Raw genomic sequence first — 13,671 nt, 5'->3', positions numbered from 1 at the left:
CCTGGGTGGGGGTGCCCCCGGCGGAGCCAGGGGGAGTACCCCCACCGCCGGCCCGGCACGAAGCCGCGGCCATCGTCGTCATCTGCCGCCCGGCGGCCTCGCGGACGTCGCTCACGGCGCCACTCCGATCGTGGAAAGTCCCGTGCCCTCAGAGAACCCGAGGGCGATGTTCATGCTCTGTACGGCGCCGCCCGCCGTGCCCTTCGCCAGGTTGTCGATCGCGCTGATCGCGATGACCCGGCCGGCGTCCTCGTCGTAGGCGACCTGGACGTGCACGGCGTTGGAGCCGTAGACGGAGGCGGTCGCCGGCCACTGGCCCTCGGGCAGCAGGTGGACGAACGGTTCTTCGGCGTACGCCTTCTCGTACGCGGCGCGTACGTCCGCCGCCCCCACGCCCGGCCGCGCCTTCGCGGAGCAGGTCGCGAGGATGCCGCGCGGCATGGGCGCGAGGGTGGGCGTGAAGGACACGCCGACCCGCTGCCCGGCGACCGCGCTCAGGTTCTGGATCATCTCGGGGGTGTGCCGGTGGCCGCCGCCGACGCCGTACGGGGTCATCGACCCCATCACCTCGGAGCCGAGCAGGTGCGGCTTGGGCGCCTTGCCCGCGCCGGACGTGCCGGACGCGGCGACGATCACCGCCTCGGGTTCGACGAGGGCGGCGCCGTACGCCGGGAACAGCGCGAGCGAGACCGCCGTCGGGTAGCAGCCGGGCACCGCGACGCGCTTGGACCCCTCCAGCGCGGCGCGGCCACCCGGCAGCTCGGGCAGCCCGTACGGCCAGCTGCCCGCATGCTCCGACCCGTAGAACCGCTCCCAGTCGGCGGCGTCCTTGAGCCGGAAGTCCGCGCCCATGTCGATCACGAGCACGTCGTCGCCCAGTTGCTCCGCGACGGCCGCGGACTGGCCGTGCGGCAGCGCGAGGAAGACCACGTCGTGGCCGGCCAGCACCTCCGCGGAGGTCTCCGCGAGCACGCGCCCGGCCAGCGGCACCAGGTGCGGCTGAAGCGCCCCCAGCGGCTGCCCGGCGTTGCTGTTCCCGGTCAGCGCCCCGATCTCGACCTCGGGGTGCCCGACCAGCAGTCTGAGCACTTCCCCGCCGGCATACCCGCTGGCTCCGGCCACCGCCACCCGCACCGTCATCGACTCCTCCTTCGACAGCATGACTATACGGCTGGGCGCACTTTTATGCAATGTACTGCGCAGGTCACCGCCCTGCGCGGCGCCCGTACGCGTGGACGGGGCCGGGCGGGAGCACGGGGCGAGCCGTCAGGGCCGCGGCCTTCCCTCGTCGCCATCGGGGCGGGCGGGGTGCAGCAGGGCGAGCAGGAGCACCGCTGCGGTGGCCGCGAGGACGAGGACCGCGAGCAGGCGGGTCCAGCGGTGGTGGGACAGCGGCAGCACGGCGGCGGCGAAGACGGCGGCGCAGGTGCCGAGCGCGAGGAGCACCGGGGCCAGGGGGCGGGCCGCGCGGGGCGCCCGGGGGCCGGTGGCCCCGGAGATCCAGGGGTCGGTGAGGAGCAGGTAGCCGATCAGGAGGGCGGTCACGCACGCGCCGAGCCACAGCGGCGGCCCCGTCACGGCGGCCAGCACCACCGCGGCGGCCGCGAGCACGGTGGGGGCGCGCCGGCGGGCGAGGGCGGGCCGGCCCACGGACGCGGCCGGCGGGCGGTCGTCGGCCGCGGGCGCCAGCCACCAGGCGAACCCGGCGGCGGCCACGGCCAGCAGCCCCACCGGGACCCCGACCCGGAACGCGGCGGGCACGTCGCACGCGGCGGCGACCAGCAGCGCGGCGACGGCGCGGGTGAGCAGGCGAAGGGCACCCGGACTCCTCCACGTCCCCGCCGTCCGCCCCGTCTGCGCACCCGGCCTGCCCGCCCCCACCGGCTTGCCCAGCCCCGGGTCCCTCGGCGTCATCGGCGTCATCGGCGTCATCGGCAGCCTCCGGATACGGATATGGATACGGATGCGGGCACGGGCATGGTGACGACCGTGCCGTGGCCCGCGCGGCCCGCGGCGCCTGGCACATGCGCGCGCGGGGCGGAGAGCCGTCCTGGTCGTACGGCTGCCCGGACCGGCCCGACGACCCTCAAGCCGTTCGCCCGGGCTTCGCCGGACGTGCCCGGCAACGCCGCCGGCCGGGCGGGACGGTCGGGACGCGGCTCATGGCCCGCCGTCGTACCGCTCATCGGGAACCCCCGCGGATACGGGTGCGCAGCAGCGGCGCCAGCGCCAGGTCGAGGGTCTGGCCCGGCTGGTGGGCGATCAGCGCGATGCCGCGCTCGGTCAGCGCGAAGCGCATCGCGTCGCGGTCGGCCCGCCACAGCCGCAGCGCGAGTTCCGCGGTGGTGTCGCCGCGCGGCGCGGGCGGGTCGCCGGAGGGGATCTCGACCACGACGAGCGGGTTGGCGCGGGAGCGCACCTGGTCGAGTACGTCCAGGATGCGCTGGTCGGTGAGCGGGGTGAAGACGTAGACGAGGGCGCCCTCGGGCAGCGCGGGCGGCGGCAGCCGGCTGAGCTCCGGGTCGCGCTGGACCAGGTCCTTGCGGACCTCCAGCACGCTCTCCACGATCCGGTAGAAGTAGGCGTCGCCGCTGCCGGGTTGCAGCCACCGCGTGGTCCCGCCGACCGCGACCACCCCGACCCGGTCATGCGTCCGCAAATACGCCCGGACCAGCCCGGCCGCCGCACGGAACGTCTCGTCCAACGACGACAGACCCGTCACCGGATCACGGATGTCGCCCAGCACATCGAGCATCACCACGGTGTCAGCGGCACGCTCCGCCGCGAACTGATGCAATTGCAGCGACCCGCGCCGCGTCGTCGCCGGCCAGTTGATCCGCCGCTGCCGCTCCCCACGCACATACGGATGCACCCCGATCACCTCGATCCCCTCCCCCCGCTGCGGCGACGCGTGCTCCCCCAGCCGGGTCGGCAACCGCACCGGAATCGGCGTGAGCCCCGCCGCCGCCGGCAACGGAAAGACCGCCACCTCACCCAGATCCACCCGCACCGTCCGCCGCGCCACACCCCCCGCGTCATAGAGATCGACATCCACCGTGCCCAACGTCCACCGCCCCCACCGCTCGGCGGTGAACCGCAGTTCGAGATGGGCCGTACCCACGGTCAGCGCGTCCAGCCGCACGCCCGGGCCGAGCATGACCCCGGGGTCGAGCCGCCCCTCGCCTCCGTCGTGGACGACGGCGATCCTCGCCACGACCTGCTCGCCCTCGAAGCAGCGCCGCGCGGCCACCTCGACGGTCGCGGTGAGATGCCCGGCCCGGGGCGTCCGGGGCAGTGCCAGCGCGAGCAGCACCAGCGGACCGGCGGCCAGCGCCAGCAGCCACGGCCGGCCGGTGACGAGGGCGGCGCCCAGCGCGAGCGCGGCCACCGTGCCGTAGCGCAGGGCGCGTTCGCCGGCCCGCCAGCCGTCCGGCGGCTCGGGCGGCGCCTCGGTGGGCCGACCGGGCTCCGACTGCCGCCCGCCGAGGGCGCGTTCGACCGCCTCTGATCCGGTCGCACCCTCCACGACGATGTCGCCGGGCCCCGGTACGGACGCGGGCGCGGGCTCGGACGGGATCGGCCCCGGTGCGGACGCAGGCACGGGTTGCTCCTTCATGACGCGGTGCCGGTGCTGGTGCCGGTGCCGGTGCCGGTGCTGGGCGCGGTCCGCGGCGCCGGGACGTCGCCGGGTGCGGGCTGCCCCGGATCTGCGGGCTGCTCCGGATCTCCCAGCGCTTCGAGCCGCTCCAGGAGCGCGCGCAGCACCCCCTCGGGCACGGACGGCCGCGGCGGCGGCTCGGCCGGGTCGATCCACGGCCACAGCTCCGCACCGACCAGCGCGCGGGCCCGTTCGGGGGCACGGTGCAGGTCCGTGCCGTGCCGGGCGGCGAGTCGGGCGGCGAAGAGCCGTTGCAGGTGCGGGCGCAGCCGCTGGGCGAAGTACGCCTCGCCGTCGGGGCCGAGGGCGTTGTGCACCAGCCACTCCCAGCCGCCGAGCGCGGGCTCGCTGCTGCCCAGCAGCCTCACCGGCCTGCGGTAGTCGCCGTCGCGGGCGCCGGCCCCCGCGACATAGCGGGTGACGCAGAACCCGGCCGCGGCGGCCACGGCCAGCCCCACCAGGGCCACCGCGAAGCCGTCGGTGACGCCGAGCAGCAGGACGCCGACGGAGGCGACGGCGACCAGCAGCGTGACGGAGTGGCGGGCCGAGCCCGGCGCGGCGCGCAGCCGGGTGCGGGCCGCCGTGCCCGCACCCGGGTGGTGCTCCGCTCCGAGGGTGTCGGGTTCTCCGGGCCCGCCGGCAGTGCCCGAGCGACCGGACCGTCCGGACCTGCGGCCCCCGGCGGACCTGCCGGGGTTGCCGGGGTTGCCGAGAACTCCGGGCAGTTCGAGCAGGGCCGCCCCCGCGGTGCGGCCCCCCGGCGCCGTGCCCGGACCCGGTCCCGCATCCGCGCCCCCATCCCGGGCCGTGTCCGCATTCCGAGCCATGTCCCTACCCTGAGCCGCGCCCGCATCGCGAGCCGCGTCCCCATCCCGAGCCGCGTCCCCATCCCGAGCCGCGTCCCCATCCCGAGCCGCGTCCCCATCCCGAGCCGCGTCCCCATCCCGAGCCGCGTCCCTACCCCGAGCCGCGTCCGTGGACGGCCTCGGGCCCGACACCGGTCCGCCCGTGTCCGGCGAGTCCGCTGCCCTCACGCTCCCTCCTCCGCCCTGGCTCCGGTGCGCGGCGCGGCGAGCCGTTCCGCGAGGTCGGCGAGTGCGTCGGCCGCCTGCGCGCGGTGGGCGTCGCCCATCGGGTGGCTGGAGTAGCGGGCCTCGCGGAACAACTCGGTGAGCACGGAGGCGCTGCCCTCGGTGCGCAGGCCACTCGCGGCGGCGCGTACCAGCAGGTCGTTCGGGCTGTCCGAGACGTGCCGGGACACGCCCGAGCCGGCCAGCGAGGTCTCCATGGCGACGTAGCAGGCGATCACCGCGGTCCGGGCGTCGCCGTTGTCGCGCAGGGCGCGCCGGCCGGACTCCACCGCGTCGGCGAGCAGCCGGGCGTCCTCGTGCGGGTCCCTCCGGGCACGTCGCGGCCTGCGGACGTACTCCGCCCGCAGCCGCCGGTACGCGACGACGAACGCGGCCACGAGCGCCACACCCGCGACCACCAGCAAGGTGACGATCAGCCAGGGCGGCGGGTTGTGCGGCGTGTCGTGCCCGAGGTCGCGCGAGGGGCGCGGGTGACCGACGCCGAACTCGCCGGGGTCCAGCGGCCCCGGGTCGTAGGGCGATCCGAACCGGTGCATGGCCAGGACCGCGGCCGGTACGGCGGCGGCGCCGACCAGCAGCGTGGCGCGCACGACGGCCGCGAGCCGCTGCTCGACCGGGCTCAGCCGGGTGTCGATCCGCGGCCGGACCCGGTACCGGGCCAACAGCGCCAGGCAGCCGACCGCCCATCCGATCGCGAGCAGCGCGACGGCCGGCCCGCTGCGGACCACTCCCGCGCCGCGTCCGACGGACCCGGGCCGCAGGACCAGCGCCGCCAGCACGGTCCCGGCGACGACCACGACGACCAGCGCCGTCCGCGTGTCGCCCGGCACTCCCCTGGTCGAGAGCGCTCTCCGCCCCATCCCTCCACCCCCTCCGTACGCTTCCGCGCCTCGCAGCCTCGCACACGGGTACGGCCCGCCGCGAGGCCCCACCCCGCCCCCGCCGCCGTCAAACCGGGGGCTTGTTCGAGGAAGCGAGGGCAACGGGATATCTTGATATCAAGCAATGTTGGAGACTGGAACGGAGACCAACCGGTGGCTGACTCGACCATCATCTACACACACACCGACGAGGCCCCGGCCCTGGCGACGTACTCGTTCTTGCCCGTGATCCAGGCGTACGCCTCGACCGCCGGGGTCACCGTCGAGAGCCGGGACATCTCGCTGGCGGGTCGGATCATCGCCGGCTTCCCCGAGTACCTGGAGGAGGGCCAGCGGATCGACGACGCGCTGGCCGAGCTGGGCGAGCTGGCGCAGCGGCCCGAGGCGAACATCATCAAGCTGCCGAACATCTCGGCGTCGATCCCGCAGCTCAAGGCGGCCGTCGCCGAGCTGCGCGAGCAGGGCTACGCGCTGCCGGAGTACCCGGACGACCCGAAGACCGACGAGGAGCGCGACATCCGCGCCCGCTACGACAAGGTCAAGGGCAGCGCGGTGAACCCGGTGCTGCGCGAGGGCAACTCCGACCGCCGCGCGGCCGCCGCGGTGAAGAACTACGCCAAGGCCCACCCGCACCGGATGGGCGCCTGGACCGCCGACTCGAAGACGAACGTGGCGACGATGTCCGCCGACGACTTCCGCTCCACCGAGAAGTCCGCGGTGGTCTCCGAGGCCGGCACCCTGCGGATCGAGCTGCACGGCGACGACGGCAGCACCAGCGTGCTGCGCGAGTCCGTACCGGTGCTGGCCGGCGAGGTCGTGGACGCGTCGGTGATGCGGGTCGGCGCGCTGCGCGAGTTCCTCACCGCGCAGGTGGCCCGGGCGAAGGCCGAGGACGTGCTGTTCTCCGTGCACCTCAAGGCCACCATGATGAAGGTCTCCGACCCGATCATCTTCGGCCACGCGGTGCGCGCCTTCTTCCCGAACACCTTCGCGGAGCACGGCGCCACGCTCGCCGCGGCCGGGCTGACCCCCAACGACGGCCTCGGCGCGATCCTGGCCGGCGTGGAGAAGCTGCCGGAGGGCGACGCGATCAAGGCGTCCTTCGCCGCCGAGCTGGCCGACGGCCCGGCGCTGGCGATGGTCGACTCCGACCGCGGCATCACCAACCTGCACGTGCCCAGCGACGTCATCGTGGACGCCTCGATGCCGGCCATGATCCGCACCTCCGGCCACATGTGGGGCCCGGACGGCAAGGAGGCCGACACCCTCGCGGTGCTGCCCGACAGCAGCTACGCCGGCGTCTACCAGGTCGTCCTCGACGACTGCCGCGCGCACGGCGCCTTCGACCCGGCCACCATGGGCTCGGTGCCCAACGTCGGCCTGATGGCGCAGAAGGCCGAGGAGTACGGCAGCCACGACAAGACCTTCGAGATCCCGACCACCGGTACGGTCCGGGTCGTCGACGGCAACGGCGAGGCCGTGCTGGAGCAGGCGGTCGGCGCCGGTGACATCTTCCGGATGTGCCAGACCAAGGACCTGCCGATCCGCGACTGGGTGAAGCTCGCGGTCACCCGCGCCCGCGCCACCGGCGACCCGGCCGTCTTCTGGCTGGACGAGACCCGCGCGCACGACGCGGCGCTGATCGCCAAGGTCGAGGCGTACCTGCCCGAGCACGACACCGAGGGCCTGGACATCCGCGTGCTGTCGCCGGTCGAGGCGACGAAGCTGTCGCTGGAGCGCATCCGGCGCGGTGAGAACACCATCTCCGTGACCGGCAACGTGCTGCGCGACTACCTCACCGACCTCTTCCCGATCCTGGAGCTGGGCACCAGCGCCAAGATGCTGTCGGTGGTTCCGCTGATCAACGGCGGCGGCCTCTTCGAGACCGGCGCCGGCGGCTCCGCGCCCAAGCACGTGCAGCAGCTGGTCAAGGAGGACTACCTGCGCTGGGACAGCCTCGGCGAGTTCCTCGCGCTGGCGGTGAGCTTCGAGCACCTCGCGCAGACCACCGGCAACGCCCGCGCGCAGATCCTCGCGGACACGCTCGACCGCGCCACCGGCACGTTCCTCAACGAGGACAAGTCGCCGTCCCGGCGGGTCGGCGGGATCGACAACCGCGGCAGCCACTTCTACCTGGCGCTGTACTGGGCGCAGGAGCTGGCCGGGCAGTCCGACGACGCGAAGCTCGCGGAGGCGTTCGGGCCGCTGGCCAAGGCGCTGGCGGAGCAGGAGGAGACGATCGTCGCCGAGCTGATCGCGGTGCAGGGGTCGCCGGTGGACATCGGTGGGTACTACCAGCCCGACGCGGAGAAGGCGACGGCCGTCATGCGGCCGTCCGCCACGTTCAACGCGGCGGTGGCGTCCCTCGGTTGAGCCGTTCCCGGGGTACCGCTCGTCCTTGCGGGCGGCGGTGCCCCGGGGGGCGTGTTACTTGGTGCTGCGGAGGACCACGAACTTCGGGTGGGAGGCGACGACGTCGCAGTTGCCGAAGAGGCGGCGCAGCCGGGCGTGGTAGCCGAGGTGACGGTTGCCGACGACGCGGAGTTCCCCACCCGGCCGTAGCGCGGCCCTCGCCGTGGTGAACATGCGGCGGGCGGCGGCGTCGGTGGTGGCGCGGTGGGAGTGGAACGGCGGGTTGAGCAGGACGAGGTCGACGCTCTCGGGCGGCAGCGCGGTGAGCGCGTCACCGACCGTGAACTCGGCCTTCGCCCCCGGCAGGGCGTTCGCCCGGAACGTCTCCTCGGCGGAGGCGACCGCCTGGTAGGACTCGTCGGTGAAGAGCACCTCGGCGGCCGGGTTGGCGAGCGCGGCGGCGGTGCCGACGACGCCGTTGCCGCAGCCGAGGTCGACCACCCGGTCCGGCCCGGTGCGCTGCGGCAGGTTCGCGAGCAGCAGCCGGGTGCCGAGGTCGAGCCGGTCCGCGCAGAACACCCCGGCGTGGTTGACGACCGGATGCCCGGACATCGGCCCGATGTCGTCGGGCAGGGCGTACCGCACGGGCCACGGGTTCGTACCGCGGGCCAGGCCCGGTTCGGGCGTGCAGAAGATCAGCCGGGACTTGCGGACCGCCAGCGACGTGGTGGTGGGGCCGATGATCCGCTCGAAGAGCCGGAGCGTGGAGGTGTGGATCTCGCTGACCATGCCGGTGCCGAGCACGGTGGTGCCGGAGTGCACGGCGGGCGCGAGCCGGTGCAGCTGGTCCTCCAGCAGGGCGAGGCTCTTGGGCACGCGGACGATCAGCAGGTCCACCCGGCCGGGCGGGTCGTCCCGGGTGGTGCGCAGGTCGGCGCCGGCGGCCGGGGCGTTGCGCCGCAGGTTCGCCTCGGTGGCCGACCGGCCGAGGAAGGAGTCGGTGACGAGGGTGGGGCGGGTGGCGCCGTGCGCGGCGAGCGCGGTGGTCAGGGCGCCCCAGCGGTCGCCGAGGACGACCGTCGCGCCGGGCGAGGCCGGTCCCCCGGTGTCGGCGAGGTGCTGGAGCGCGTACGCGTCGGCGGCGTCCCAGGCCCGCAGCTGCTCGCGCGGGTCGGCCGGGAAACGGGTCAGGTCGAGGTCGCCCCACGGCGAGCTGAATCGGTGCATCGTGCGACCAGCGTATCCGGAACGTAGGTGAGGCCCGGGGCCTTGTCCTGGCCCCGGGCCCCGCTGATGCCGCCCTGTGCTGCCGTCGGCCCGTGTTGCCGCCCCGGGTGAGCTTCACCTCGCGCGTGATGCCTTTTCACTACCGCCGCACGAGAGCGGCGGGCCGGAGTCGAACCGGCATTTCGCGATCCCATTCCCCAAGACGGTCGGCCGGCGGTCGGCGGCACATGCTGAGTCTGGAGCGAGAGTCTGAGATTCAGTGCGGCGCCGCTGCGCGCGGTCGCCGCCTCACGACAAGCTTCAGTTTCAGCTTTGCGCTCCTCGCGCTCCCCTCCGCTGGGCGAAGGGGCCCCTCCGCACTCGGGCGGAGGGGGCTTGACGGGGGTTACGACCCCAGCAGGTAGCCGAAGACGGCATCCCCCACCCGCTGGTCGGTGACCTCTGCGCCGTTCGCCTCCTCGCGGGCGAACTGCACGGCCTGCTGCAGCTTCTCCACCCGCTCCAGCACCTCGTTGACCCGGCGGGCCGGCAGTGCGCCGGAGAACTTCACCGTGGTCCAGTAGCCCACCGCGATGTCCTCGTAGTAGACCTCGACCTGCGCCGGGTGCTGCTCGGTCGCCTCGGCCTTCACGTGGTTGCGCGGCACCTTGCGGGTGCGGATGGTGCGTACCGGCTCGGTCTTCCAAGCGTCGGTGGAGGCGTCGAGGTTCCACGCCTCGGCGGCGTCGAGCACCGGCAGCTTGCGGATGAACTGGCCCAGCTCGACGAGCTGCTTCTCCAGGAAGAGCAGGTACGTCACCGGCACGTCGCGGACCAGCTCTCGACCGTCCACGGTGATGTCGGCGCGTGCCTCGCAGTTGGCCCAGTCCTTGGTGGCGGTCACGTCGAAGAGCCGGGTCAGGGCGGTCGTCGCGGACCGCAGCACCTGCTCGGCCTGGACCTGGACCCGGGTGGACTCGGGCGGCAACTGCTCGCCTTCCTCGTCCTTGGGCTGGTAGGTCCTGGCAATGCCGGACAGCAGTGCGGGCTTGAGCAAGTCGCGCTGAGCGGACGCCAGTTCGTGGTGGGCCTTGGACTTGGCGCCCTTCTCGACTGCGATGATCTGGTTGAGTTTCGCCACGGGAAGAACGTAACAGCGGAGCTGATCGACGTACGAACGGTTTATCCGATCACGACCGGGCCGTGACAGGGCCACGACCCGGCCGCGACATGCCGTACGGCAGCGGCGCACCGTACGGCAGTTGACGGATCGTCAGGTCACGGCGTGCGCACCCGGGTCGGGTAGTGCTCGGCCACCACCTCGGTCATCGCGCCCAGCGGGTCGGCGGTGACCTGGGTGGCGGAGAAGTAGATGTTGCCGCGCACCTGCGGGTAGTCCGCGTCGAAGGTGAGGTGGCGGGACAGCTCGGCCGGGTCCTGCCACTGCGCGGGCTGGCCGGCGACGCCGACCTTGTAGAGCGCCTCCCCCACGTAGAGCTTCGCCCGGGTGCCGGCCACGACGTCGGACCACCAGGGCACCAGCACCCCGTAGTCGGCGGCGGCGAAGCCGATGTTCCAGTAGACCTGAGGGGCGATGTAATCCAACCAGCCGCGCTTGACCCAGCCTCGGGTGTCGGCGTGCAGGTCGTCGTAGGTCTGCACGCCGGCCTGGGTGGCCGAGCCGAGCGGGTCGGTGGCGGCGTTGCGCCAGACCCCGAACGGGCTGATGCCGTACTGGGTGCCGGACCGGATCTGCTTGATCCGCGCCGCCATCTCGCTGACCAGCAGGTCGGTGTTGTGCCGGCGCCAGGCGTCGCGGTCGGGGAAGCCGGCGCCGTAGCGGGCGTAGCTGGCGTCGTCGGCGAAGGTCTGGCCGGCCACCGGGTACGGGTAGAAGTAGTCGTCCCAGTGCACGGCGTCGATCGGGTAGCGGCGCACCGCGTCGAGCATCGCGTCCTCGACGAAGCGGCGGACGGCCGGCTGCCCGGGGTCGTAGTACAGCTTGCCGCCGTAGGGCAGCACCCACTCCGGGTGCAGCCGGGCCGGGTGGGTGGGGGCGAGCGTGCCGGGGTCGTCGGTCATCGCGACCCGGTACGGGTTGAACCAGGCGTGCAGTTCGAGGCCCCGGCGGTGCGCCTCGTGCACGGCGGTGCCCAGCGGGTCCCAGCCCGGGTCGCGGCCCTGGGTGCCGGTGAGGTACTGCGACCACGGCTCGTACGGCGACGGCCAGAACGCGTCGGCGGTCGGGCGGACCTGGAACATCACGGCGTTGAGCCGGCGTTCGACCGCGGTGTCGAGCAGGTCGATCAGTTCGGCGCGCTGCTCCCGCGGCGACAGGCCCGGCGCGGACGGCCAGTCGGTGTTGGCGACGGTGGCGATCCACATGCCGCGCAGCTCGCGGCGGGCGGTGGGCGGCCGGTGCGCGGGGCCCGCCGGGCGGGCGGCGCCGGCGGTGCCCGGCGCGGGGCGCGCGGCAGCGGCCGGGGTGGGCGCGGTGGCCTGCGCGGTGCCGATCGCCGCGGCCGAGGCCAGCGTGCCGGCCGCCGCCACGGTGAAGGTTCTACGGGAGAGTGGGTCCATACCGTCCTCCTGATCTACCGTCCAGATCCGCCGATGATGATGGTCCGGGGCAATGGCGGCAACCGCCGAATGGTCCAGTCCACTGAAGGGGCAGGGCGCCGGGCCCGGCGGCTCCGGTGGGCGGTAACGTCTGTCCGGAACACGATCAGGTACGAGCCAGGTATGCGATCAAGTGCCTGCCGGGTGCAGGCAGCGGCAGGCCGGACACGGCCGACGGTCGGGAGGCTGACGAGTGAGTGACATCCAGCGCGTCGGAGTGGTGGGCGCGGGCCAGATGGGTTCGGGCATCGCCGAGGTGTGCGCGAAGGCCGGGCTCGACGTCCGGGTCGCCGAGACCACCGGCGAGGCGCTGGAGTTGGGCCGCGCCCGCCTGGCGAACTCCCTCGGCAAGGCCGCCGAGCGCGGCAAGCTCACCGAGCAGGAGCGGGACGCGGCGCTGGACCGGCTCAGCTACACCACCGACCTCGCCGAGTTCGCCGACCGCGACCTGGTGATCGAGGCGGTGGTGGAGAACGAGCAGGTCAAGCTGGACATCTTCAAGACCCTCGACCAGGTCGTCACCCGCCCCGACGCCATCCTCGCCTCCAACACCTCCTCCATCCCGCTGGTCCGGCTCGCGGTGGCCACCTCGCGGCCCGACCAGGTGGTGGGCATCCACTTCTTCAACCCGGCGCCCGTGCAGCGCCTGGTCGAGGTGATCCCGGCGCTCACCACCGGCAGCGAGACCGTCAAGCGGGCCGAGGCCCTGGTCACCGACGTCCTCGGCAAGCACCCCATCCGCGCCCAGGACCGCTCCGGTTTCGTCGTCAACGCCCTCCTGGTGCCTTACCTGCTCTCCGCGATCCGCATGTACGAGTCCGGCATCGCCACCCGCGAGGACATCGACAACGGCATGGAGATGGGCTGCGCCCACCCGATGGGCCCGCTCAAGCTCTCCGACCTGATCGGCCTCGACACCGTCGCCGCGATCGCCGACTCCATGTACGCGGAGTACAAGGAGCCCCTGTACGCGGCTCCGCCGATCCTCCAGCGCATGGTCGACGCGGGCCGCCTCGGCCGTAAGTCGGGCGCGGGCTTCTACGCGTACTGACGGCCCCCCGGCATACGCCCTGCGCCCTGCACCGCGTCGTCCGCGGCCACCCGACCGCCTTCCCGTACAGCGCACGGCAAGCTCAGGCGCGGGGCAGCACACCCAGAAGCGCCGAGGTGAAGGAGAAGCGCAGCGCGTCACGCAGTTCCAGGTTGAGCACGCCGAGGGCGGGCTCGTCCGCGTAGGTGGCAAGGAGGCTGGGCGGCGGCGGGACGTACGCGGACAAGGCGCCCGCCGAGACCAGGCTCGTCAGGCAGAACAGTTGCGTGCCGTCGCCGAGTTCGGGCACGTGGCGGCGCACCAGCTCGACCATGTCCGCGAGCCGCGCGAGGGAGGAGCGCTTGTGGCGCTTGACCACCTCGACCGAGACGTTGTGCTCCAGGACGCCGCCCTGCGCGCCGAAGAGGTCGCACAGCACCACCCGGCCGGCCAGTGACCGGCTGAGGATCTCCGCCAGTTGGCCTGCCCGCACTTCCGGTGCCGCGTGCGCCTCGATGCCCGCGGCCAGCTCGTCCGCCAGCTCGGCGAGCCAGTTCCCCAGAAAGACGTCCAGGAGTTCGAGCAGCACCGCCTCGCGGGACTCGAAGTACCGCAGGACGTTCGACTTGGCCAGGCCCACCCGCCGGCTGAGCTCGTTGAGGCTCACCTCGGCCACGGGCATCTCGTCGAGCATCGCCGCCGCTGTGTCCAGGATCGCCCGGCGGCGGATCTCCCGCTGCTCCTCGCTTCGCGCCCGCTGGAATGTCACGCCCTCAGCCTAGCTTAAAGACCGCCGGTTCCTTGACATGAGACCGCCGGTCTCTTACGTTGGAG

11 protein-coding genes are annotated in these 13,671 nt (G+C 73.6%); 2 read left to right on the top strand and 9 right to left on the bottom strand.

What is annotated here, in order from left to right:
* Positions 1-111: 111 nt before the first annotated feature.
* The 5 genes from argC to ACIPAE_RS16335 all read right to left on the bottom strand — a co-directional run bounded on the left by argC (position 112) and on the right by ACIPAE_RS16335 (position 5,609).
* Positions 112-1,140, bottom strand: a complete 1,029-nt coding sequence (argC, locus tag ACIPAE_RS16355; RefSeq protein WP_329374437.1) for an N-acetyl-gamma-glutamyl-phosphate reductase — start codon at positions 1,138-1,140, stop codon at positions 112-114.
* A 126-nt stretch (positions 1,141-1,266) separates the two neighbouring features.
* Positions 1,267-1,932 carry a hypothetical protein gene (locus ACIPAE_RS16350; protein ID WP_402445675.1) on the bottom strand — a complete coding sequence of 222 codons (666 nt, stop codon included), beginning with the start codon at positions 1,930-1,932 and terminating at the stop codon, positions 1,267-1,269.
* A 250-nt stretch (positions 1,933-2,182) separates the two neighbouring features.
* Entirely contained in the window at positions 2,183-3,601 is a 1,419-nt protein-coding gene (locus tag ACIPAE_RS16345) for a DUF58 domain-containing protein (RefSeq protein ID WP_402445673.1), read from the bottom strand.
* Positions 3,602-3,612: 11 nt separating this feature from the next.
* Positions 3,613-4,485, bottom strand: a complete 873-nt coding sequence (locus tag ACIPAE_RS16340) for a hypothetical protein (protein ID WP_402445671.1) — start codon at positions 4,483-4,485, stop codon at positions 3,613-3,615.
* A 203-nt stretch (positions 4,486-4,688) separates the two neighbouring features.
* Positions 4,689-5,609: a DUF4129 domain-containing protein gene (locus ACIPAE_RS16335; RefSeq protein WP_402445669.1), complete on the bottom strand. Its 921-nt coding sequence runs from the start codon at positions 5,607-5,609 to the stop codon at positions 4,689-4,691.
* Between the two features lie 174 nt (positions 5,610-5,783).
* Between ACIPAE_RS16335 and ACIPAE_RS16330 the strand changes: the two genes are divergently transcribed.
* The gene (locus ACIPAE_RS16330; protein WP_366414230.1) at positions 5,784-8,003 is read left to right on the top strand and encodes an NADP-dependent isocitrate dehydrogenase; all 2,220 of its coding nucleotides are present in this window, start codon (positions 5,784-5,786) and stop codon (positions 8,001-8,003) included.
* 54 nt (positions 8,004-8,057) lie between these two features.
* On the opposite strand, the gene ACIPAE_RS16325 is transcribed toward ACIPAE_RS16330, so the two are convergent.
* From ACIPAE_RS16325 to ACIPAE_RS16315, 3 genes are all read right to left on the bottom strand, one after another.
* Complete coding sequence (locus ACIPAE_RS16325; protein ID WP_402445666.1) at positions 8,058-9,209, bottom strand: methyltransferase; 1,152 nt, start codon at positions 9,207-9,209, stop codon at positions 8,058-8,060.
* Between the two features lie 385 nt (positions 9,210-9,594).
* On the bottom strand, positions 9,595-10,329 hold the full coding sequence (locus ACIPAE_RS16320; protein ID WP_329371459.1) for a hypothetical protein: 735 nt from the start codon (positions 10,327-10,329) through the stop codon (positions 9,595-9,597).
* 137 nt (positions 10,330-10,466) lie between these two features.
* Positions 10,467-11,768: a glycoside hydrolase family 10 protein gene (locus tag ACIPAE_RS16315; RefSeq protein WP_402445664.1), complete on the bottom strand. Its 1,302-nt coding sequence runs from the start codon at positions 11,766-11,768 to the stop codon at positions 10,467-10,469.
* A 232-nt stretch (positions 11,769-12,000) separates the two neighbouring features.
* Between ACIPAE_RS16315 and ACIPAE_RS16310 the strand changes: the two genes are divergently transcribed.
* Positions 12,001-12,858, top strand: a complete 858-nt coding sequence (locus tag ACIPAE_RS16310; RefSeq protein WP_366414233.1) for a 3-hydroxybutyryl-CoA dehydrogenase — start codon at positions 12,001-12,003, stop codon at positions 12,856-12,858.
* Between the two features lie 82 nt (positions 12,859-12,940).
* On the opposite strand, the gene ACIPAE_RS16305 is transcribed toward ACIPAE_RS16310, so the two are convergent.
* Complete coding sequence (locus tag ACIPAE_RS16305) at positions 12,941-13,606, bottom strand: TetR/AcrR family transcriptional regulator (protein ID WP_402445662.1); 666 nt, start codon at positions 13,604-13,606, stop codon at positions 12,941-12,943.
* Positions 13,607-13,671: the final 65 nt, after the last annotated feature.

The sequence above is a fragment of the Streptomyces sp. NPDC087270 genome (genome assembly GCF_044744625.1).
GTDB lineage: Bacteria > Actinomycetota > Actinomycetes > Streptomycetales > Streptomycetaceae > Actinacidiphila.
The sequence above is the reverse complement of the archived record's forward strand: the minus strand, read 5'-3'. Positions and strand labels throughout refer to the sequence as shown.